Source organism: Sinorhizobium sp. GQ132, assembly GCF_059758575.1.
Genome location: NZ_JCAXDX010000011.1, coordinates 97,744 through 119,309 on the forward strand (window position 1 = coordinate 97,744; position 21,566 = coordinate 119,309).

The window sequence follows — 21,566 nt, forward strand, 5'->3', positions numbered from 1 at the left end:
CGTCATCCGGCCACGCCGTTCGCGCTTGACGCGCAGGGCGTGGCCGTAAATCTGAATTCGATCAGTGCTTCAGGGCTCTTTCCTGATCGATTTTCTCGGTCAGGAAGATAGCTAACGCCGTAGCGGGCAGCGCAAGCCCGATCATGGAGGCGAGCCACCACCCGCCGAAGGCAAATGCCCAGGCGCCCAGGGCAGAGCCGATGGCGCCGCCCGTGAAGAATATGGCCATGAACAGGCCGTTGAGCCGGCTGCGCAACTCCGCGCCGAGTTCGTAGATCGAGCGCTGCCCGGTCACCAAGGTCATGGTCACGCCGAAGTCGAGCAGGATCGCCGCCAGCGTCAGAAGCGTGAGCGCGGTAGTGGACCCTTCGGTAGCGACCTGCGTCATCAGGAAAGCGGCTCCTACACCGACAAGGCCGAATGCCGTCGCCGGCCGGATCAAGCCCTTATCCGCGAGGCGCCCGGCGATGGGGGAAGCAATTGCGCCCGCGACACCGGCCAGGGCAAAAAGCGCAATGCCGTTATGACCAAGCCCGAAGCGGGGGCCGGCAAGATAGAGCGGCGTGACGGTCCAGAAGAGGCTGAACGCAGCGAACTGACAGGCCTGATAGGCGGCGCGGCGCTGCAGGACCGGCTGCGTCGCGAGGAGCTTGCCCATCGACTTGATGAGCTGGCCGTAAGTCATCCGGGCCGCCGGTCGGCGGGTCGGCAGCTGCACCCACAGCAGGCTGCCCAGCCCGACCATGACGACGGCCGAAACATAGAAAACGGCATGCCAGGAGCTGAGGCCGGCGATCAGCCCGGAAATCGGCCGCGCCATCATGATCCCGACCATCAGCCCGCTCATGACATTGCCGACGACGCGGCCCCGAGCCGCATCCGGAGCAAGGTTGGCAGCGAAGGGCACGATCATCTGGACTGCAACGGAGCCTAGACCGATGGCAAGCGAAGCTGTGAGGAAAGGCCCGGGTGTGGTCGAGAGACCGGCCGCAATCAGGGCAAGAGTGACCAGTCCGATCATTGTCACGATCAGCCGACGATTTTCCAGGAGATCGCCCAGCGGCACGAGCAGCAGCAATCCGATGCCATAACCGATCTGGGTCAGGGTAACGATCAGGCCGGTTGCCTCTGCCGACAGGCCGATGTCGAGTGCGATCGGGCCGGCGAGTGGCTGGGTATAGTAAAGGTTGGCGGCAATCAGGCCGCAGGCGGCGGCCATGAGAAATGTCATGCCGGCAGAAAGCCCGGCCGGATGCTGCGTCTGGGCGATGGATACGGGAGCTGTCATTGAAGAGTTCCTTGGGAGGCAGGAGGCGGACGGTTCAATCAGTCGAGAATGCGCAGGACGGCTTCGGCGGAAGCGAGCATCTGGTTTTCCAGCTCTCCGGTTTTGCCGGCGATGCGGACGCCCTGAAGATAGGAAAACAGCGCAAGCGCGGTCCCCGCAGGATCGACGTTCTGGCGGATTGAACCGTCTTGGTGGCCTTCGTGGATGAAACCTTCGAGCCGGGAGACGAGATGGCGATTGTGTCCGGCCACCTTTTCGGCGATCTCGGCGTCCGACAGAACCAGTTCCACGGCAGCGCCAATGGCCAGGCATCCACGCCTGCCGGTTTCGCCGCAGGCGGAGATGGCATAGAAACCGACGACGCGGGCGATCTTTTCGCGACCGGTGGAGGCTGAGGACAGCGCCTCATCCAGAAGATCGGCCCGGATTTGCTTATAGCGGTCGTAGGCGGCGACGAAGACGTCACGCTTGTCACGAAACGCCTTGTATATGCTGCCGGCGGTCAGTCCCATTTCCGCCTTGAGCTCGGCGATCGAGGTCCCGTGATAGCCCTTCTCGGAAAATATGCGGATCGCCGCATCCAGAGCCTGGTGCATGTCGAATTCGCGTGGCCGCCCGGCGGGGCGAGGAGAGATGCTTTCGAAACTCATCTGATCGACCTATTAGGAAACGTTCATTTCCTAATAGGCCGCGGAATCGACTTGGTCAAGCGCCTCCTTGAGTTCTCATGACGAGCAGTTGCAGTGCAGGGTGCAACTTTTAGAAACATCGCCGATCTCTTCGACGTCCTGCCGGAATCGAGCAAACCGCAAAAGCATTCGGCCACCAGTGGTCTGCCGATCCGGTCGAGTTCGGTGTTTGCATGCCATGATTTCCGAGGCTCTAGCCGTTGCACAGCCTACGGCCAGTCGGCACCTATATTTCTCAAACAAGCAGACTTCATCACTGTGCGGGAGCACCTGAAATGGTCGTATTGCAAACGGGATGAGGCTGCGATCAGGGTTCCTTTCAAGATCCTCGGCTGGATGCCAGTGTTCGCGATCGAACTCGGACTTTGGCCTGGAATTGCCTACTACATGCATCGGATCGCGGCGCGCCCCTCGGTGGTTGCGGCGCGGACACGTGAGGCCGAATTCCCGCCGGTCGAGTGAGCGCGAACGCGCATAGCTTGAGGCCCGGGTTCCGGCGGCGGAGCCCTTATGGCCGAATTCCCTCGATCTCCCGCCGTTGCTCAGCGTGTTTCGCCGGGTTCTGCTCTTTTAGCTTTTGCAAGTTCAGCAGCTTCCAGCGTACAGCCGGAAGATCTGCTGCTTGGGGCAGGCCGATAGCCTCGAAGTCCGGTTCACCGTTATGCAGAGACAGCAGAAAGCGCATAGCCTTCTCGTCAAGCCGGGCGCGGATGTCAGTCATCAACCTGGCTCGCGCCGCTTTCAGGTCATCCAAGCTGACGGTCTCGATAGTCATGCCCTCAAATTCCTTGACGAAGGTGTCGTCGAGCTCCGCAAGAGATGGTCTCACCAGCTCGTGCGGCGGGCGCCCCGAGCTCGCGACATAGATCAGGAAGGTGCGGAATAGCGGGTCGGTCAGCCCCTCGTTTTCATAGAGCAGCTTCACGTCGAACAGATCGCGCGGATGCTGCCGGTCGACCGCCGCATGAAGCTTTCCGCCGAATAGGTCTTCGAACGCAACGACCTGCATCTCGGCAAAGCCGAATGCATCTTCCACAGATGGGCTCACGCGGCGCAGTTCCGGCGCATGGACGGTTCCCCGCGCGACGGGCGATGTCTCGATCTTGATCTCCGCGCCGCCTTGTCTGACGAGGACGCGGGTGTCGTTGTTGCCGCCGCCGGCAATTCTCTGGACGGCGACGCCGCGGAGATTATGCTGCAGATCCTCGCGGATGCGTTCGAGCGCCGCGTCGATGCCCTTCAACGTCGTCAAACGATCCTCGATCGGCAGATAGGTCAGGTCGATGTCGACCGAGAGCCGCGGCATATCGCGGTAGAAGAGGTTGATCGCCGTACCACCCTTCAACGCGAAGGCGTCGTGTCGCGCGATGAAGGGAAGGGTCCGCACCAGGAGATCGACCTGGCGCATGTATTGCTCACGTGCCATGCGGGGTCTCCTGCGGCATGAGATCGGTCGGAATTGTGATGCGGTAGAGGGGGTGCAGCCGACCGCCTTGCGTTAGCGCCCGGTCGCCCTTGCCGAGATCGACCGCCGACATGTCGATGTGCCGGCGCCAGGCATGATTGTGCTTATCGGCATAGACGAAGAAAAGGCGCTTGGTTTTGACGCTCCGGCATTGCGCGAGCAGCATCGTCAGCAACCTCGGACGCAGATTGGCGAGGCTCTCGAATGACATGTCGATTATATGGAAGCTCTCGCCCTTCGGGAGTTCATCCAGCATCTCGAGGATTGCGCGTTCGGGGGACGACATCGGCATCGGCCAGCGCCATGGGCTTTGCGCCAGCTCCGGATCGTCTTCATTCGACAGGCTGAAGTCGGAATTTTCCACTCCTATCGCGCTGTCGCCAAACAGGGCGTTGCGTCTGACCGAGATGCGAGCGTCGGTGCGCAGTTTCGTCAGCCATGCCGGGATGTCGGCGCCATAGAGGTAGAGGGGGAATTCGTGGCCGGGGGAAAGGTAGTGGGTGTGGCCCCGCAGGGAGAGAGCGCTTGCCCCGCCGACATGAAATCTATGCTGCATGAGCCAGATGGCCGAGAGCAGGGGTATTTTCCAACCGGTGGCGGCTTCTGGGTTGGCGTCTGACGAGAATGGACGCCGGTACACGCCCGTCATGACGGGCTCGAGCCATCCCTGTTTGATGTATCCGGAAACGGATTGCCGCGAGATGGCATGACGGGTCATCCACCCTGTATCCACCAGGAAACCGGGAGGCACGTCTTGGAGAAGCCGCTTTAGCTTTGGTTCGGGTCGTCCACGCATATTTGACATTTTGGCATAAAGTTAAAGTCAGCGCCAGTGGAACTTTATTGCATGACATAACTGTCAATCCTTGATTGACGCCTAATAACGAATTCAAAGTTGGGCATTCACGTTCGGCCGGGCGCCCCTTATCGAAGTTGGCGCGGCTTCTGAAGGTGAGTACGAAGAGCTGTATCACATCACCTTTTTTAATATGGCGTAGAAGAGCTTACGATGTCGAAATGACAAGCAGCAGGACATTCGTGGATGGAACCCTTATTGCTCCCGAATTCGGGGTCCGAATTTGGCCTTCAAGTGCCGCAAGCTTTAGATGACTTTGAAATCATTGAAATTCTGGCTCAGATGGAGGCAATCAATTCCCCGACCTTGGGTCTCGCCGACCTGGCAAGCTCCGTGGGCCTAAGCCCGTTCCAGCTCAATCGCCGGCTAAAACGTGCACTCGGGGATACGCTGGGAAATTATCAGCGCCGTCTACGTCTGAACCTAGCGGCCGCGCTTCTTACCCGTAGCGACCAGAACATTCTCGATATCGCTCTCCAAACGGGATACGGAAGCCAGGCGGCCTTCAACCACGATTTTGTCCGGCAGTTTGGAGTGCCGCCTCGTAAGGCAAGGTTGCTCGCCGCAACGAGAGCCCCTCAACCTAGTCTCCGCCATCGCGCTTTTGCGGAGGCTACCAAGCCGCATCGGCACCGAGACCTTCCTGTTCTCGCCATGCGGTTTCAAGGGGGGTATGCCCATGTCCCGGCTTACTGGCGAACCTTCGCGACAACCTTGCAGCGCGCCGGTGTGGACCTGTTTGGCCGCCAATGGCCAGCGTATTCTCGCCGTCGAACTCAACGCGCCAGCCAAAGGCAAATTCAGCGGCATACTGGTTCTGCCCTTCGGGCTGGCACTCGCGAAAGGCGCCAGCCTCCAGGTCGATGACAAGGCCACCGGTCAGTCCTCGCGGTGCCGTGAAGAGCATTGACGCCCAACCTCCATTGCAACAGAGCGATGAAAACGAGAGGCATTGGCGCGGGTCGTCGGGCGCGACTGCAATCTCGATCTCATCATCGACGACATCCGCGAGGAATTGCGCGGTCGCCCGTATAAGCTGGTCAAGGTCGCCGGCGGCTGGCAGCATCGCACGCGAAAGTCGTTTGGTGACGCGATCTGGGTCGCGACGAGGCTCGGCGATAACCTCCGGCCGCTGTCGCTGAGCGAGAGCCTGGTGCTGACGTGTATCGCGTACGACAGCGATGGCCGCCGCGTGATGCTGGAAATCGCCCCTGCCGGGCGAGAGATGCTGTGCAAGGTCACGCCCGATAGCGCCAAGATCTTTGCCGATCTGGAGGCCAATTTCGGCAAGGAACGTTTTGAACAGCTGGTGGACCTGCTGGAAACCTTCTCCACGCCGAAGGCCTGACGCCAGGGCGTCAGGCAGCCGGATTCAAATACCGCGCAGGATGAAATCGGCATTTCTTTCGCCGATCATGATGGTGGGGGCGTTGGTATTACCGCTGGTCAGTGACGGCATGACCGAGGCATCCGCGATCCGCAGCCGCTTCAGCCCAATCGGAACCTGAACGCTGAACCGAAAAGTGACGCTTCCGTAGCCAGTCCACCTTCGTCTTCGTCCATTGGCACAAGGCCGACGATGGGCAAAACGGCATCGTAGAAGCGCTTCGAGCGCCCGACATCATTCGGCCCTACCGAGACATGGTGGATCACAACTACTACCTCCGCTCGAGCTTTGTCCCCCTAACAGCCGCTTCTGGTCATTGTTCCCTCAAAGCCGACTGTCGTTTGTGGCCAGAATGGACCGAAGCGAATCCGGAACCGCTGAGCCGGCAGCAACCGGTATCGCTTCCACGCCATCCGGGTTACGATGCGTAGCTGAGAACGGGCGTCTCGTCGGACCACCTGCGTCAGGAGGGCAGTGTGAAATCGCCAACGGTGAGAGTTATGGCCGCGGCCGAGGAAGATCTGGCGATCGAAACGGTCGTGCTGGCGTTTGCAGCGGATCCCATGGCGCGATGGACCTGGCCGCATGCACACCAGTACCTTGCGGCCATGCCACGAATGATCCGGGCGTTCGGGAGCAGCGCATTCGCTAACGGAACCGCCTTTTGCACCGACGGCCACGCCGGGGCGGCGCTGTGGCTATCGCCCGGGGTGCATTCCGACGAGGAGGGGCTTGGTGCGGTGCTCGAGAGCACGGTTGCCCGCTCTCTTGCCCCCGAAGCCACGGCCATATTCGAACAGATGGCCACGTACCACCCGACCGAACCCCATTGGTACCTGCCCCTGATCGGCGTCGACCCGGCGCATCAAGGCGAAGGTCACGGCGACGCCTTGATGGCGTACGCACTCGCACGGTGCGATCGCGATCACGCGCCAGCCTATTTGGAATCCTCAAACCCGCGCAACATTCCGTTCTATCGACGCTACGGCTTCGAACCGCTCGGCGCGATCCAGGCCGGTTCGTCGCCGACGCTAGTCCCGATGCTGCGGCCGCCGCGTTGAGCTTCAATCGGTCGGAGAGTCGCCCGTCCCTTGCCAGAAGTGCCGTTTCCGGTGGTCTGCGGCACGATCCGCGACGACTTCGAAGCCACTGCTGCTTCGGCAAGGCGCGTCTTTCCTGCCTGCGCCGCTATCTTCCCTACTACCAGGGCGTAGGGCGGGCGCCGGCTGACCATTTTGATGAACCGCACTAAGATGGTGGGGTGTATTCTCCCGACGCGCGATAATGTCGTCGGGAGCTTTGCGACTACTTCTCGCCCGACGCTGCGGCCTTCTCGATAAGGTGAGAGACAGCTTCCGGATGGGAAACCATGAGGACGTGCGAAGCGCCCTTGACGACCACGGTCTCTTTGGACTTTGCGCGCTCAGCCATCCAAGACATCGCGGCAGGCGGAATGTTCTTGTCAGCGTCGCCATAAACAAACCAGGACGGGATTTTCTTCCAGGCAGGCGCGCCAGCCGGCTCCTTCAACGCGGCTTCGGCGACAGGGCGTTGTCCCGCTGCCATGAGCCTGGCTTCAACGAGCGGAACGTCTGCGGCGAACTGATCGGGAAACTTGTTCTGGTCGATGTACAGATCATGACCTCCATTCGGCAGGGTGACCGGCGGGGCGAGGGTAGGGCCCAGGGTACTGCCGGGGAACTTTCCGGTGAGATCGATGGCGGTTTCTCCCGCTTCCGGCGCAAACGCCGCGACGAAGACCAGAGCCTTGACGTTCTCATGACCGTTCGCGGCGCTGGAGATGACGCTGCCGCCGTAGGAATGGCCGACAAGAATAATCGGCCCCTTGATCCCGGAGAGAATGGCCGAAACATAATCAGCATCGCCCTTGACGCTTCTGAGCGGATTGGCGGCCCCTACGACCGGATAGCCGTCTTTTTCCAGCTCCCGCACGACACCGTTCCAGCTGTTCGATTCTGCGAACGCACCATGGACGAGTACGACAGTAGGCTTCTGACCGGCAAAAGCCGGCCCAGCAAGGGCCAGAGCACTCGCTGCCAGTGCCGCGAGGATATGCGTGTAGCGGGACATGTGATCGATCTCCTTTCGCTTGAAGTGACCCGCGAATACGAGCTTTCGGGTGTATCCGCGTTATGTTCGAAACGCGCGGCGGTGTAACGAAGTTTGTCGCGAGAACGCAGCCGTACATCTGCTTACAAATTTTCATAACGAGGGCGTCGCCGCAGGAGGGGCGCGGACGCTCGCAACTCGATCCCCGCGGCGATGCCGGAGCCGGCGAGAAGCGCGGGGATGAGCCATAGCATACGCTATGGGCATCATCGCTGAAGGGCAGGACGAAGCCCGCAAAGCGAACGTGCGGCTTCCGGAAGGAAGCCGCACCGATGTGGAATTGGAGTCTAACGCATCGACTTAAATGCGGCCCGCAGTTCCTCGGCAAACAGCTGCGGCTGTTCCCAGGCAGCGAAATGGCCACCCTTTTCGACCTGGTTGTAGTAGACCAGAGACGGGTATGCCTGCTTGCTCCAGCTTTCCGGTGCCTTGTAGATTTCCTTCGGGAACACCGTGATTGCCACGGGCACCTTGATGTCTTTGGTCTTCTGGGCGTCGGAGCTGAAGTTGTTGTTGTTGTTCTCCCAGTAGAAGCGCGACGACGACGCACCGACGTTCGTCAGCCAATAGAGGGTGATGTCGTTGAGCATCTCGTCCCGGGAGAGGACATTTTCAGGCACGCCGTTGCTGTCGCTCCATTGAACGAATTTCTCATAAATCCACGCCGCTAGACCGGATGGCGAGTCCGCTAGCGAGTAGCCGATGGTCTGCGGGCGGGTCACCATCATTGCGCCATAGGCGGCGTTCCTGCCGAAGAACGTGCTAAGCGACCTATAGGCTTCCCTTTCGGGCTGCGATAAGCTCACCGGTGCCGGATCGCCTGCATTGATGCCCCTCATCAGCTCCCCTGGAACAGTCGCGGGCATGTTGAGGTGAATGCCGAGCAAGCCCTTCGGAGCTTGCCGCGCCAGCGCATCAGAGATCACCGAACCGTGGTCGCCACCTTGGGAAACATAGGTCGAATATCCCAGACGTTTCATGAGCACGTCCCAAGCTTTCGCGACCCGCTCCGGTCCCCATCCGAGTTCGGTAGGCTTGCCGGAGAATCCATGACCGGGAATCGACGGGATCACGACGTCGAACGCATCTTCCGCGCGACCACCGTAGGCGGTTGGATCGGTAAGTGGACCAATCGTCTTGATGAACTCGAACTGCGATCCCGGCCAGCCGTGCGTTAAAATGACGGGGAGGGCGTTTGGGTGACGCGACCGGACGTGGATGAACTGGATATCGACCCCGTCAATCGTGGTAATGAATTCCGGCAGGGCATTCAGTTCCTGCTCGGCCTTACGCCAATCATACTCGCTTCCCCAGTAGCGAATCAGTTCCTGAACACGTTGGAGCTGGATGCCCTGGGAGATATCGCCGACAGTCTCCTTATCCGGCCAACGCGTGTTCGCGATCCGCTTGCGAAGATCGTCGAGCTGAGACTGCGGGACATGAATTTGAAACGGGCGAATGCTTTCATCCGCCTGCTGGTTCTTGGAACTGACTAAGGTGGTTTCAGCGGCACTTGCCTCTCGCAGGGCTGTGACCGGCAGCAGCATCATGGACCCAATAGCAAGCGCGATGGCGCGGTCAGCAATATGATTCCGGCGGGACAATGTGTCGATAGCAGTCATGTGGCCTCTCCTTGTCTGTGTCGATTGACAACAATCAGTGCGGAGCGGGATCTACGAACCTGACGTATCTGCCCTGTTTCAGGATTTTATGCAGTTGTATCAAAGCGTTTACTGAGCGGCTTTGACACGATTCCATACGAAGAATTCCGGAGTTAAAGCGGCGCGTCGCCCGAATGGGGGCTGTCGATAACCCCGAGCAAAGGTGTTCACCATCAACTAAGACCTTGCAGTTGAAGACGCCGCATCCGGATCGGGCGTGTCCTGCTAGATGGCTTTTCGCATAATGCCGAACAGCGTTACCATCGAGATTTCTTTCAGCACCGTCCGGGCCGGAATCGGTTGATTAGGCCATTCTTTGTTGCGTTTTCGCCGCATTATTACTACGCAAAATCAACTACTTATTCTACAATTGTTAATGTACGAGTCTCACCGGCTGACAAGGAATATAGAGTCGCCCGCCTACTTCCTGCTCTTGGTCCTCGCCGACACCAGCACATTCAAGAAGCTCCGGCCCGCCAACTATCGCGCTCAAATCGCTGGCCACCGTAATGAAGCAGCTTAAAGGAGACATCCGCGACAAAGCTTCGATCCCGTCCTCGACTCGTGCGCAAGCTTCAAGAAGCGCTTGGCGATCAGCTCTGCGTTGCATTGGATGATCCGAGCGTCACCGAGATCATGCTGAATCCGGACGGAAAACTGTTCATTGAACGCTTGGCCACGGCATCGCACCGGCAGGCGAGATGTCGTCGGCTGCTTGACGGACATCACCTGCTACTGCACTTTATTTACAGACCCATAACGGCAACCCTCTTTTGATGGTGACCAATGGCGGCTGACTACATCATAGGACCGAACACAGAGAATCCACGGCTGACGCGATCTGTCATGGGCGTGGACCATCTTGGCGAAAAGCTCGAACTTTCGGTTATCGAGGAGCGGCCCCTCACCATCTTCCTCAACTCGCAGGAGATCGTCACGGCTATGACGATCGGCGACTACCCGGAATACCTCGCGCTCGGGTTCCTGCGTAATCAGGGGATGCTAGATCCTGCAGAAACAGTTACCGATGTTGAATATGATGAGGAACTTGACGTGGTTGTCGTCCGGACCGAGAGCCGCACGACGTACGAAGAAAAGGTCAAGAAGAAGACCCGCACGAGTGGCTGTGCTGTAGGTACGGTGTTTGGCGATATGATGGAGGGCCTGGTGGGGCTGACCTTGCCGGCCGCGCCAATGCGGACGTCGTGGCTCTACACGCTGGCCCGCACGATCAACACTACGCCGAGCCTGTATCTTGAAGCTGGAGCGATCCATGGAACGGTGCTGTGCAAGGAGGACCGACCGCTGGTCTATATGGAAGATGTCGGTCGTCACAACGCGGTCGACAAGATCGCCGGCTGGATGCTCTTCGAGAAAGTGGGAGCTGAAGACAAGATTCTCTACACCACCGGACGGCTTACGTCCGAAATGGTTATCAAGACCGCCATGATGGGGATTCCGGTGCTCGCGTCGCGCTCAGGCTTCACGGCCTGGGGCGTGGAGATTGCGCGCCAGGTAGGGCTGACACTGATTGGACGCATGCGTGGTAAACGCTTCGTCTGTTTAACGGGAGAGGAGAGGCTGATCTGGGATGCTGATCCCGAAACCGTACCTGAGGATGAGAAACATCACCGCCGCAAAGGCGCACTAATTGACTAAAATTATGGGTGTCATACTGGCCGGAGGCCGATCCACTCGTATGGGTGGCGGCGACAAGGGCTTGCTGCGGCTCGGCGATGTAACGCTGCTCGGTCATGTACATGCACGGCTTGCGCCGCAATGCGCGGAGCTTGCGATTAACGCCAATGGGGATCCAGCGCGCTTTTCAGATTTCGGGCTTCCTGTGCTTGCCGATACGCTGCCCGATTACCTTGGGCCCCTGGCGGGTGTTCTCGCGGGCCTCGAGTGGGCGGCCGAAGAGGGCGCGGATGCGATCGTGACTGCGGCGGCCGATACGCCTTTCCTCCCCCGTGACCTAGTGACCAGGCTCAGCGACGCGGCGGCACAAAAGAAGGTTCCAATAGCGCTGGCCGCCTCTCCGGACGAGGCGGGATCGCTGCGCCACCATCCCACCTTCGGTTTGTGGCCTGTCGGTTTGCGCGAGGACCTCCACGCCGAACTTTCAGGCGGGCTTCGCAAGATCATGCTTTGGGCCGATCGGCATGGCACCGCGACTGCACTGTTTGCGTCGGCGCCGTTCGATCCGTTTTTCAATGTCAACACGCCGCAGGACATGGTGCGCGCCAATGCGATTCTGCACGGAGATTTGGCATGACCTTCTACGACGCGGTCGACTGTACCAGCACACGAAAGATCGGCGCCGTCGGTCTCGTTTTTCATTGGGCTTGCTGATGTCGATGACGCCTCCTCCGCTTACGCCACCACGCTTGAAGAACGATTGTTTCGCCCTGCCGCCGGGCGTCGATTGGACCCCTGTGGATACTGCGCTCGGCCTGCTACGGGCAAACCTGTCTCCTGTTGTGGATATCCAGGAACTCGACGTCTCTGATGCGCTCGGCCGCGTTTTGGCGCACCATGCAGTTGCACGTCGCTCCAATCCGCCCGCCGCCAACTCAGCCGTCGATGGATACGGTTTTGCCCATGCGGCTACCGGCGAGGGACTCCAGACGCTGCCGCTGATCGAAGGCCGTGCGGCGGCGGGTGTGCCATTTTTAGGCCCTGTGCCGGAGGGAATGGCGGTCCGCATCCTGACCGGAGCAATTCTTCCCGTAGGGGTCGACACGGTGGTACTGGAGGAGGATACCGCCACCGATGGCAACCGCATAGCCTTCTACGGTCCGATCAAGATGCGAGCAAATACCCGTAAGGCCGGCGAGGACGTGATCGCCGGCGATGTCGCATTGCCGGCCGGGCATCGCCTGCGCCCGCCAGATCTGGCGCTGCTGTCTGCCGTTGGCGCGACAAGGGTTTCGGTTTTCCGTCCGCTGCGCTTGGGTGTGCTGTCCACCGGTGACGAGATCGCCGCGGATGCTGGCGGAGCCCTTCTGGAAGTCGGCCGCATCTATGACGCCAATCGGCCGATGCTTCTGGCAATGGCTCGGCGCTGGGACCATGCGCCTGTAGACCTTGGTCATGTCGGCGATGACCGAGCAGCACTGGCCGCCCGGCTTGACCGAGGGGCAACAGAGGCAGATGTAATCTTCACCTCCGGCGGGGCCTCGGCGGGAGACGAGGATCATGTCTCGGCGCTGTTACAGGAGGCCGGTGTGATGCAAAGCTGGCGTATCGCCGTCAAGCCGGGCCGGCCGTTGGCGCTTGGCTTGTGGAGGGGTGTTCCGGTGTTCGGCCTGCCGGGAAATCCGGTCGCGGCCTTCATCTGCGCTCTAATATTCGGCCGCCCGGCCGTCTCCGCGTTGGCCGGCGAGGGATGGGAGGAGCCAATGAGTTTCACGGTTCCGGCCGCTTTCGAAAAGAACAAGCACGCAGGCCGGCGTGAGTATCTGCGGGCGCGATTGACGCCGGAAGGTCACGCTGAGGTTTTCCGGTCGGAAGGTTCGGGGCGGGTCAGCGGGCTTTCCTGGGCCACCGGACTTGTCGAACTTGCCGATGGCGCCCGTCGGGTCGCACCGGGCGATCCCGTTCGGTTCCTTCCCTACTGCTCTTTTGGATTGTAGTCCATCAAAACGGACGAGGACAACGCTACCGCAAGGGCTCGGAGTGCCAACGATGGAACCTAAAATCGGTGCCAGCGGTTACCGTTGAACTTGCAAGTTAAGCGATGATCCCGCATGTTAAGCAGGAATTTCCATAGTCGCTGCCTGATCAACAAGACAAGGAGCTAGCGATGAGAGAAATCATTCTCGCGGGAGCGTTCGCACTCTCAACTTCAACTTGCCTGGCGCAGACTGCGACGCCACCGGCGCCTCTATCTCCCCAATCTGCCTCGCCAATAGAGGCGGCTGCCTCGCCACCAGGCGGTCCGGCCAACCTGTGTCAGGAGATTCTTGGCTTCATGAAGGCTCCCCCTCCAGACGCGCCTCAAGCTGCCGATGCGAAGAAAACTGCCGTGACGGCCGCTCAGCAGGCAAAGCCTCCGCAGCCCGCCTCGAGCCAGCAAGGCTCGGCCGGTTTGGCTGGCACGACCACCACCGGCAAAGACCCCTCGGGGGGCGGCGGGAGTAATTCGGCGCAGGCCGTTACCGGACAGGACGGCGTCGCAACCGATGCGCCTGAGCCGGGCAAGGATCAGGCGAATGCCGGATCGGTTGCAAACGCACCGCAGAAAGAGTCACGGGCAGCGCCGCTCCCGCCCGCCGATGTGATGAGCACGCCAAAGGAATCTGTGCTGAGCATGGAAGCGGCCCAGCAACTCGCCGACGCGAACGATATCGCGGAATGCCAAAAGACGGCCCGGAAGATGAGAGTTGCCGGCGTTGCCATGCCACCGCCGCTGATTGCATTGGCAGCATTGGATATCCGGTATCAGCAGAATTCAGGCGCAGCTCAAAATCCCTCCGGGACTAGCGGCCCGTAGGAGAACGATTAGATGCCGGAATTGTGCCCAGACGAATAGCCCGTTGGCACCTGGTCGCGGCTGCATCGAGTGGCAACGGAAGCGAAGGAGGCCGCAATGGGGATAATCGTGACGGGAGTAGTCGTTGTAGGAGCGATCGCGTTTGGTACCGGCTATTATTTTACGAACGTACAGCCGGCAGAGCCTGCTTGGGAGGTTTACAGGACCGAGGGCGCCCGGGTTGGGGATCCAGGTCACAATCTCGTCGGAAAGAACTGGTCGGGCGAACCCGGCAGCGTTACTGCGGACAACGAGGAGAAACCTTCGTAGGAGGCTCCGAGCGTCTTTGCACAGGTGACTTTAAAACCTCTGATCGAACATCCGAGCGGTATCAAAATTTGGCCCTTTCGTCCTCGGATGCCTCGCCTTTCAGCAATGCAGAACTGCTTTGCATTAGGTTCTGCCAGAGTATTTCGCGGCACAGGTGGCGCAACTCTGCAACGACGCGCGATACGCAGATCGCCGTTCGGGTGCGAATATGGCTGGTCTATTCCGCCGGCTCAGCGGCAGTATGCGGCGGTGTCCGGGCACCGGTCTTGCCTTGCTGCTCTTCCACCCAAGCGCTGTGATGTTCCTTGGCCCAGTTCAGGTCCACCGAACCAGAGCCCATTGCCTGATAGGCACCTTCCATACCGAGCGTGCCGATATAGATATGCCCAATGATCACCGCGATCATGATGAGGCCCACGATGGCATGGACATATTGGGCCATCTGCATGCCGTTGACGTCAGTGAAGGAGAACGGAAACAGCATGAACACGCCTGAGACCGACAACGCAGTCCCCCCCACCACGACAGACCAGAAGATGAGTTTCTGCCCGGTGTTGAAACGTCCCGCCGGTATATGCGTTTGGTTCGACCGGTCGAAGAATCCGCCGGCGGACTTAAGCCATTTTGCGTCGTAGCGGTCCGGGAGATTGTGTCGGATCCACGTCAACAACATCAATACGACGCCGAGCATGAACGCCCAGGATACGAAATGATGCGCGTACTTGGCCCAGATCGACCAGGTCGAGAACGCCTCCGGCCCGATCAGCGGCATCAACAGGCGCTTTCCGAAGATCAAGTTCAAACCGGTGATCGCGAGGACGATGAAGGCCGTTGCGGTTGTCCAATGGAGCAGGCGTTCCAGCGCGTTGAACCGGAGAATTTTTTGACCTGATTCGCCTGCCTGTGTCCGAATACGGCCCCGGATGAGATAAAACAGCGCTATCGAGAGCAGCGTGCCGATAATGATGAACGCACCAACCCAGGGTAGAGCAGTCCGCTCGAAGGTTTGATAGTCCCGACCTTGAGGTTGTTGCAGCGTTGTGGCCTTGCCGTCGGGTATCGTGACCCGACCCTGGATCTTGCCGAGCTCATCAAGAAGCTGCTGCTCGCTCACCTCTTGCGCACCGGGGTTGTTGACCGGTGCGCGCTCCTGCGCCCCGGCGGGCGCCATCCATAGGACGAAAGCCAGTATGAATGCCGCAACCGCCGCCGAGACCAGTCGATAAAGGCTCCAGATACGCATTTGCTCCGTCCTCCCAACTTCGCTGCGACGCCAAGCAGCACCCGCTATCTCGATTTTCCCGGACCACCGTACCGAAACGGAACCCGTTTCCGGCTATCCCGATGTTCGACCGAAGCGCTGAAGCGTCCTTCCTGAGCGTGAAAGGATGATGCATGGCGCTCTATCCTTAGATTCCAGATCATCTTCTCTGCATTCAGATCACTTTATCGGCTGCAGGATGCCCTAGACGTCCACTGTCTCCCGATAGGCGGTATGCCAGCCCCATGCGCCCGAGCCATAGCCTCTCTGCGTCACACGCTCCTTGTAGATCGCGGCAATGATCACTCCGTCGCCAGCCAGCAACGATTTCGTCGAGCACATCTCCGCACAGAGTGGCAGCTTGCCTTCGGCCAGCCGGTTGGCTCCATATTTCGCATACTCGACCTCCGTCGAGTCGGCCTCCGGTCCTGCCGCACAAAACGTGCATTTGTCCATCTTGCCGCGTGAGCCGAAATTGCCGACGCGTGGATATTGCGGCGCGCCGAACGGACAGGCGTAGAAACAGTAGCCGCAGCCGATGCACAGGTCCTTGGAATGCAGCACCACGGCATCCGCAGTGGTGTAAAAACAGTCAACGGGACAAACTGCCGCGCAGGGTGCGTCCGTACAGTGCATGCAGGCCATCGAGACGGAGCGTTCGCCCGGCTTGCCGTCATTGATGGTGACGACACGCCGCCGATTGATACCCCACGGAACGTCGTGCTCGTTCTTGCAGGCGGTAACGCAGGCATTGCACTCGATACAACGTTCGGCGTCACAAAGGAATTTCATCCGTGCCATCTTCGTTCCTCCGCTACACCGCAACGATCTGGCAAAGCGTAACCTTCGGTTCCTGCATCCCCGTTACGGGATCGTAGCCGTAGGTGGTAATACTGTTGGCGCTTTCGCCGAGAACGTAAGGGTCGGTCCCTTCGGGATAATTGGCTCGCAAGTCCTCGCCCCGGAACCAGCCGCCGAAGTGGAAGGGCATGAATGCGACACCCTTGCCGACACGCTCGGTGACCAGAGCCTTTACCTTTGCCTTCACGTCGTTCTCCGCTCCGTTGACCCAGACCCAACCTCCGTCACTGATGCCGCGCTCGGCTGCATCGTCGACGTTGATCTCGACAAACATGTCCTGCTGCAACTCGGCAAGCCACCGGTTCGAGCGGGTTTCCTCACCGCCACCCTCGTATTCGACGAGGCGTCCGGTCGTCAGAATGATCGGGAACGATTTCGCGGTGCCATTGTCCACAGCCGCCTTCTGCACACTGAAGCCGATATTGGGCAGGCGGAACTGCTTGGCGTCTGGATAGGTCGGATACTTGGCTACAAGATCCACCCTGGGCGTATAGATCGGCTCGCGGTGGATCGGCACCGGATCCGGCAAATTCCAGGCAAGCGCCCTGGCTTTGCCATTCCCGTAGGGGTGGCAGCCATGGCTGAGCGCCACGCGCTGGATGCCGCCAGACAGGTCGGTCGACCACGACACCTTGCCGATGTCGCCCATATCATCGCCGATCGTCTGGATGATGCCTAGTTCTTCTGGGGTGAGATCCCGATCCCAGCCGAGTTTCTGGAGCACGGCCATGGTGAACTCCGGATAACCGTCGGTGAGTTCGGAACCTTCCGTGTAAGAACCCTCGGCAAGAAGCGTTTCGCCGTTGCGTTCCACGCCAAAGCGCGCGCGGAATGGGCTGCCCCCGTCCATGACATGCAGGCCGGTGCTGTAGAGGTTTGCAGTTCCCGGGTGACGGAGTTCCGGTTTTCCCCAGCATGGCCAGGGCAGACCGTAATAATCGCCGCCGACCTCCGGGTCGTCCTTCGGCGCGCGCAGGGTGAGCAGGTCGAATTTGTGCTGGTTGCGCATATGCGCCTTGAGCCGCTCGGGCGACTGGCCACAATAGCCGGTCGACCAGCCGCCGCGGTTCATTTCACGCAGCACGTCCTCGGGTACCGGCCGATCGCCTTCGACGGCGATGTTCTTGAACATCCATTCGGCGAGGCCAAGCTTCTGTGAGAGCAGGTACAGGACCTGATAATCGTCCTTCTGCTCGAAGCTTGGGGGGACGATCTGCTCGCCCCACTGGAGCGCGCGGTTGGAGGCGACCCGCGATCCCGAGGTTTCGAACTGCGTGCAAACCGGCAGGAGATAGGTGTTGTCCTTGCGCCCCGCCTGCACCGCGAGCGAGGCCCAGGTCGTAGGGTGAGGATCGGCCACGACAAGCAGCTCAAGTCCGGCAAGCCCCTTCATCGACTCGGGGATGCGCGTGATGCTGTTGCTGGCGTGGCCCTGTACGAACATCGACCGCATGATGTCGGGTTGCTCGACGTCTTCCTTTGGCAGTGAAACCGAATCGAACCATCGGGTCAACGGAATGCCGGGTGTTTCCATCAGTTCCTTGGAAGAGAACTGGCCCAACAGGTCGTCATAGGGGATCTCCCACACCCGCCCCCAATGCTTCCAGGCCCCTTCCGTCAGACCGTAGTAGAAGGGCAGGGTGACCACGTCGAGCCCGATGTCCGTCGCGCCTTGAACGTTGTCGTGGCCGCGGAAGATATTGGCGCCGGTGCCCGGCTTGCCGATGTTGCCGGTAGCGAGACACAGGATGCAGCTCGCCCGCGTATTCGCGGTCCCAACAGTGTGGTGCGTCTGGCCCATGCACCAGATGATCGTCGATGGCTTCTGGGTCGCGAACGTCTCGGCGATGCGCTTCAACTGCTCGCCGGGCACGCCGGTGATCGTTTCCACCTCGTCCGGGGTGTACTTGGCGACCTCCTTTCGAACCTCATCCATTCCGTAGACGCGTTGCGCGATAAATTCCTTGTCCTCCCAGCCATTCTCGAAAATATGCCAAAGCATGCCCCAGATCAGCGCAATGTCGGTGCCGGACCTGAAGCGGACGTATTCGGTGGCGTGGGCAGCCGTGCGCGTGAAGCGCGGGTCCATGACGATGAAATTGGCGTTGTTGAGTTCCTTTCCCTCAAGCAGATGTTGCATCGCGACCGGATGCGCCTCGGCCGGATTGCCGCCAAGAACGAGCATCGTCTTGGAATTTCTGATGTCGTTGTACGAGTTGGTCATCGCGCCGTAGCCCCAGGTGTTGGCTACGCCGGCAACCGTCGTCGAATGACAGATACGGGCCTGGTGATCCTGATTGTTGGTTCCCCACAGAGCGGCGAGCTTGCGGAAGAGATAGGTGCCTTCGTTGGAGAATTTCGCCGACCCCATCCAGTAGGTGGATTCCGGCCCCGACTTCTCGCGGATCTCGAGAAGCTTGTCGCCGATGCCGTTGATCGCATCCTCCCAGGTGGTACGCTCCCATTGGCCGTCGACGAGCTTCATCGGGTACTTCAGACGACGGTCGCTGTGCACGAGTTCACGTACGCTGGCGCCTTTGGCGCAATGCGAGCCGCGATTGAAGGGGCTGTCCCAGGAGGGTTCCTGCCCCGTCCACACGCCGTTCTGGACCTCCGCAGTTACGGTGCACCCGACAGAACAGTGGGTACAGATGCTCTTTTTGAGTTCAATCGGCACGCCCGGTTGGGGGGGGCTGATCGCGGCGGCCTTTTTGACTGTTCCGAGTTGGAACGAACCGAGTGCCGCCAGGCCGCCGGCGACAAGGCCGGAGCGCCGGAGGAATGTCCGCCGGTCCAAGGGGGCCGCTGCCATGCCGCCGGTCAGGGTTTGCAGATGCGTGCGGCTTGCCTGCCGATCCTTGCGCTTCGTAAGCATGGCACCCTCACTTCTGCTCAGGATAGCGATTGACGCGATAGTAGGCCTTGACGTGGTCCGTTTCGCGATACCGGCCCCGCATCTCCTCTTCGCCCGGGTCGTAGGCCTGAGCATCGGTGGGACAGAGCGCCGCGGCCGCGACGACGGTCGTCGTTGCGCCGCCGAATGCCTTAAGGAAGTAGCGCCGGCCCAATGCCGTTTGTCGCTCGTCTTGCATCTTGGCATCCTCCTCCTCAGTGGGCTTGGCGCCCGGGCATGCGCCTATGCGTTTTGCCGTGCCGCCATGGCGAAGGCTTCGCTGTCGATCTCGATGAAAAGCCGACCGACCGTGCCGACCGACCGGTAGAATTTGGCGGCCTTAGCGTGTTCCAGGTCGCTGAAGAAACGCCCGGCCCACGGCTCGACGTGGCGTTTGAAGAAATCCTGCTCCTCGTCGTGGGAGACGGCAAAGTGATTGCCGGCAAAGCCGCTCATCATCTCGCATATGCTGGCCAGATGATCCTCGGGTTCGCAATTGCCCTCGGCGCGCTCGATACCGAAACGGGCCATGTCTGCCCGCAGGCGCGCAAGCGGGCGTTCGTTGAGGAAGCCGGTGAGATAATAGGATGCGTAGGGAAGGAGTTCGCCGCGTCCCACGCCAATAAACAGCTCGGAATATTCGCGACAGATCGCATCGTGCGAATACGATGCTGCCGCTTGAGCAAGTGCAATGTGAGCACGGCCGAGCGGTGCATCGCTGTTGTCCTGCAAGCATGAAAGCTCGGCGAGCGATTCCCTGTCCGGCGGGGTGATCAATAGTGAAGCGAGGAGTGCGTATTCGTCCGCCCGGGCCTGGTCGATGTCATCGAGAACAGCTGTTCCTGCACCGAAGATTGAAGCATCCGCTCCATCTGGCTGTTCCCAGGCCTGATCTGAAAGCAAGTCGGGGTTCATCATACCATGACCGTGCTGCCTGAATGGGTTTCTCATAGTAACCCGATACCGAACGAATGCAACAGCCTGACCTTGACAGGTTACCACATAAGATCCCGGCAATTACCGGATCAGCGTGGCATCGCTCCGCCATGTCGGGGCCCGGAGTAAGCCCCGGGAAGCTGAGAAGGACGCATCTTGTCCGGCCAATGCGTGTGAGATTTGAATCCAACCGATGCGCTTACATTGGTTGCCGCCTCGAGAGCTGGCGCCTCTGTCGCGGGCGGCTCGTCGGTGGCTGGTTTTTCCGTCGCTAAATTCTCTGGATCCTCGACAGGAAGTGCCGCATCCGGCACGGCATCGGCCCGTTGTTCATGTGGCGGAACGGCCTCCGGTTTCGTAAGGGTGTCAACGGCACGCGCCGCATTCGACAGGAAGCCCACGACGGTTTCCTTTGCGTCGAGCGGACCAAACCCCCCCATCGAGCCTGGTTTGTTGAAGTCCCAGGCATATTCCGAAGGGCCGACGAAGTCGCGGATTCCGGGGTCCAGTGACCATGCCTTGCGCAACGCCGCATGCTTCAGCGCCAACGGAACGCCTTTCTTCAAGAAAGCCGCAACGTCGCTTTCGGCAGTCAGGTCTTCGAGGTGCGGGAGGGGCTCGACCACCCCAACACCCTCAAGCTCCACTGCTTCCGCCTCTGGCTGGTTGCGCTCAGGACAGGAGGCCACCGGATCGTTATTCTCGGCGACCTCGCCCGATGCCTGGTCCAATTCAGGGGCCGCCGACGTTTGCTCTCGCCGTGAGGCCAGCTTGCGGCGCGACCAGCGGGCAAGATGATTGTCGCTGCCGTCACTCATCCCTTGTCGTCCTGCTTTGTGAGCCACCATGAATCCGACTTGCCATGGCTTCGGGATCTGTCCGATCACGCTTGCGTTTGACGAACGCACGCTCGACATGATGAGCTTCCACGAATGCGGCAAGGCGCTCCTGTATTTCAATCGGCATCGCAACGGCTTCGATAATGTCTGTGTTGGTTTCCGTCAGAGCTTCGGCCTCAGCCGGATCTGCTGTCACCAGATGGACTACGATCCCCGGAGCTGAATCCGTGAGTCGGAGGGCGATCCAAAGGCTAGGCCGCTGTGAACGCAGGTTCTCCCGGTACATCGCTGTATCCGTTCCGAAAAATTCAATGTCGGATGTCCCTGCATAATAGCGCGTAAGCCTCGTCGTCTGTTCGAGCACCGTCCATGGTGTCGCGACCGGTGCGCCCGCGAGCGCGGCGACTGGCACCCAGGAATGATCCGCCCATGGGCTATCCAGGTCTCGCCTCTCCACGATCACACCGACTTTTTCCGTTTCCCGCACCATGACTGC

Annotated in this window: 20 protein-coding genes and 4 pseudogenes; 10 read left to right on the top strand and 14 right to left on the bottom strand. The window is 60.2% G+C overall.

Annotation, left to right across the window (positions count from 1 at the left end; translation table 11 throughout):
* Window positions 1-61: 61 nt before the first annotated feature.
* Window positions 62-1,288 (bottom strand): MFS transporter, encoded by a 1,227-nt coding sequence (locus tag AC6CIG_RS23950; RefSeq protein ID WP_498323963.1) that lies wholly within the window; start codon window positions 1,286-1,288, stop codon window positions 62-64.
* 38 nt (window positions 1,289-1,326) lie between these two features.
* Complete coding sequence (locus tag AC6CIG_RS23955) at window positions 1,327-1,938, bottom strand: TetR/AcrR family transcriptional regulator (protein WP_440854269.1); 612 nt, start codon at window positions 1,936-1,938, stop codon at window positions 1,327-1,329.
* 93 nt (window positions 1,939-2,031) lie between these two features.
* On the opposite strand from AC6CIG_RS23955, the gene AC6CIG_RS23960 reads away from it, so the two are divergent.
* Entirely contained in the window at window positions 2,032-2,439 is a 408-nt protein-coding gene (locus tag AC6CIG_RS23960) for a hypothetical protein (protein ID WP_498323964.1), read from the top strand.
* A 46-nt stretch (window positions 2,440-2,485) separates the two neighbouring features.
* On the opposite strand, the gene AC6CIG_RS23965 is transcribed toward AC6CIG_RS23960, so the two are convergent.
* A complete protein-coding gene (locus AC6CIG_RS23965) occupies window positions 2,486-3,403 on the bottom strand; it encodes a nucleotidyl transferase AbiEii/AbiGii toxin family protein (RefSeq protein WP_440854270.1) in 918 nt (305 codons plus the stop codon).
* Window positions 3,393-4,247 carry a type IV toxin-antitoxin system AbiEi family antitoxin domain-containing protein gene (locus AC6CIG_RS23970; protein WP_498323965.1) on the bottom strand — a complete coding sequence of 285 codons (855 nt, stop codon included), beginning with the start codon at window positions 4,245-4,247 and terminating at the stop codon, window positions 3,393-3,395. The genes AC6CIG_RS23965 and AC6CIG_RS23970 overlap by 11 nt, the downstream gene beginning before the upstream one ends.
* 333 nt (window positions 4,248-4,580) lie before the next feature.
* On the opposite strand from AC6CIG_RS23970, the pseudogene AC6CIG_RS23975 reads away from it, so the two are divergent.
* The 3 genes and pseudogenes from AC6CIG_RS23975 to AC6CIG_RS23985 form a co-directional block, all read left to right on the top strand.
* A pseudogene (locus AC6CIG_RS23975) lies at window positions 4,581-4,841 on the top strand (helix-turn-helix transcriptional regulator); the annotation flags it as partial.
* A gap of 196 nt (window positions 4,842-5,037) precedes the next feature.
* Window positions 5,038-5,208 (top strand): invasion associated locus B family protein, encoded by a 171-nt coding sequence (locus AC6CIG_RS23980; protein ID WP_498323986.1) that lies wholly within the window; start codon window positions 5,038-5,040, stop codon window positions 5,206-5,208.
* A 33-nt stretch (window positions 5,209-5,241) separates the two neighbouring features.
* A pseudogene (locus AC6CIG_RS23985) lies at window positions 5,242-5,472 on the top strand (SMC-Scp complex subunit ScpB); the annotation flags it as partial.
* A 198-nt stretch (window positions 5,473-5,670) separates the two neighbouring features.
* On the opposite strand, the pseudogene AC6CIG_RS23990 reads toward AC6CIG_RS23985, so the two are convergent.
* Window positions 5,671-5,793: pseudogene (locus AC6CIG_RS23990) on the bottom strand (GMC oxidoreductase); the annotation flags it as partial.
* Window positions 5,794-6,161: 368 nt separating this feature from the next.
* Here AC6CIG_RS23990 and AC6CIG_RS23995 point away from each other — a divergent pair.
* Window positions 6,162-6,746: a GNAT family N-acetyltransferase gene (locus AC6CIG_RS23995; RefSeq protein ID WP_498323966.1), complete on the top strand. Its 585-nt coding sequence runs from the start codon at window positions 6,162-6,164 to the stop codon at window positions 6,744-6,746.
* Between the two features lie 244 nt (window positions 6,747-6,990).
* Here AC6CIG_RS23995 and AC6CIG_RS24000 read toward each other — a convergent pair whose 3' ends face one another.
* Window positions 6,991-7,776 carry an alpha/beta fold hydrolase gene (locus AC6CIG_RS24000; protein ID WP_440854273.1) on the bottom strand — a complete coding sequence of 262 codons (786 nt, stop codon included), beginning with the start codon at window positions 7,774-7,776 and terminating at the stop codon, window positions 6,991-6,993.
* Between the two features lie 326 nt (window positions 7,777-8,102).
* Entirely contained in the window at window positions 8,103-9,365 is a 1,263-nt protein-coding gene (locus tag AC6CIG_RS24005; protein ID WP_498323983.1) for an epoxide hydrolase family protein, read from the bottom strand.
* A 675-nt stretch (window positions 9,366-10,040) separates the two neighbouring features.
* Here AC6CIG_RS24005 and AC6CIG_RS24010 point away from each other — a divergent pair.
* From AC6CIG_RS24010 to AC6CIG_RS24030, 5 genes and pseudogenes are all read left to right on the top strand, one after another.
* A pseudogene (locus AC6CIG_RS24010) lies at window positions 10,041-10,192 on the top strand (P-type conjugative transfer ATPase TrbB); the annotation flags it as partial.
* A 70-nt stretch (window positions 10,193-10,262) separates the two neighbouring features.
* Window positions 10,263-11,135 (top strand): formate dehydrogenase accessory sulfurtransferase FdhD, encoded by an 873-nt coding sequence (locus AC6CIG_RS24015; RefSeq protein ID WP_026169086.1) that lies wholly within the window; start codon window positions 10,263-10,265, stop codon window positions 11,133-11,135.
* 4 nt (window positions 11,136-11,139) lie between these two features.
* Window positions 11,140-11,751 carry a molybdenum cofactor guanylyltransferase MobA gene (gene mobA / locus AC6CIG_RS24020; RefSeq protein WP_498323984.1) on the top strand — a complete coding sequence of 204 codons (612 nt, stop codon included), beginning with the start codon at window positions 11,140-11,142 and terminating at the stop codon, window positions 11,749-11,751.
* On the top strand, window positions 11,639-13,111 hold the full coding sequence (locus AC6CIG_RS24025) for a molybdopterin-binding protein (protein ID WP_498323967.1): 1,473 nt from the start codon (window positions 11,639-11,641) through the stop codon (window positions 13,109-13,111). Before mobA ends, AC6CIG_RS24025 begins: the two co-directional genes overlap by 113 nt.
* Window positions 13,112-13,281: 170 nt before the next feature.
* Window positions 13,282-13,971, top strand: a complete 690-nt coding sequence (locus tag AC6CIG_RS24030; protein WP_437405459.1) for a hypothetical protein — start codon at window positions 13,282-13,284, stop codon at window positions 13,969-13,971.
* A 526-nt stretch (window positions 13,972-14,497) separates the two neighbouring features.
* Here the strand turns inward: AC6CIG_RS24030 and AC6CIG_RS24035 are convergent.
* The 7 genes from AC6CIG_RS24035 to AC6CIG_RS24065 all read right to left on the bottom strand — a co-directional run bounded on the left by AC6CIG_RS24035 (window position 14,498) and on the right by AC6CIG_RS24065 (window position 21,560).
* Window positions 14,498-15,523 carry a formate dehydrogenase subunit gamma gene (locus AC6CIG_RS24035; RefSeq protein WP_498323968.1) on the bottom strand — a complete coding sequence of 342 codons (1,026 nt, stop codon included), beginning with the start codon at window positions 15,521-15,523 and terminating at the stop codon, window positions 14,498-14,500.
* A 222-nt stretch (window positions 15,524-15,745) separates the two neighbouring features.
* Complete coding sequence (fdh3B, locus tag AC6CIG_RS24040) at window positions 15,746-16,342, bottom strand: formate dehydrogenase FDH3 subunit beta (protein WP_018099290.1); 597 nt, start codon at window positions 16,340-16,342, stop codon at window positions 15,746-15,748.
* A 13-nt stretch (window positions 16,343-16,355) separates the two neighbouring features.
* Window positions 16,356-19,277, bottom strand: coding sequence for a formate dehydrogenase subunit alpha (locus AC6CIG_RS24045; RefSeq protein WP_102763334.1), 2,922 nt, complete (start codon window positions 19,275-19,277; stop codon window positions 16,356-16,358).
* A 7-nt stretch (window positions 19,278-19,284) separates the two neighbouring features.
* Window positions 19,285-19,494 carry a formate dehydrogenase gene (locus tag AC6CIG_RS24050; RefSeq protein WP_102763934.1) on the bottom strand — a complete coding sequence of 70 codons (210 nt, stop codon included), beginning with the start codon at window positions 19,492-19,494 and terminating at the stop codon, window positions 19,285-19,287.
* 44 nt (window positions 19,495-19,538) lie between these two features.
* Window positions 19,539-20,213 (bottom strand): TorD/DmsD family molecular chaperone, encoded by a 675-nt coding sequence (locus tag AC6CIG_RS24055; protein WP_498323969.1) that lies wholly within the window; start codon window positions 20,211-20,213, stop codon window positions 19,539-19,541.
* A gap of 107 nt (window positions 20,214-20,320) precedes the next feature.
* Window positions 20,321-21,049, bottom strand: coding sequence for a DUF3306 domain-containing protein (locus AC6CIG_RS24060; RefSeq protein WP_498323970.1), 729 nt, complete (start codon window positions 21,047-21,049; stop codon window positions 20,321-20,323).
* Window positions 21,042-21,560, bottom strand: coding sequence for a DUF3305 domain-containing protein (locus AC6CIG_RS24065; RefSeq protein WP_102763336.1), 519 nt, complete (start codon window positions 21,558-21,560; stop codon window positions 21,042-21,044). Before AC6CIG_RS24065 ends, AC6CIG_RS24060 begins: the two co-directional genes overlap by 8 nt.
* Window positions 21,561-21,566: the final 6 nt, after the last annotated feature.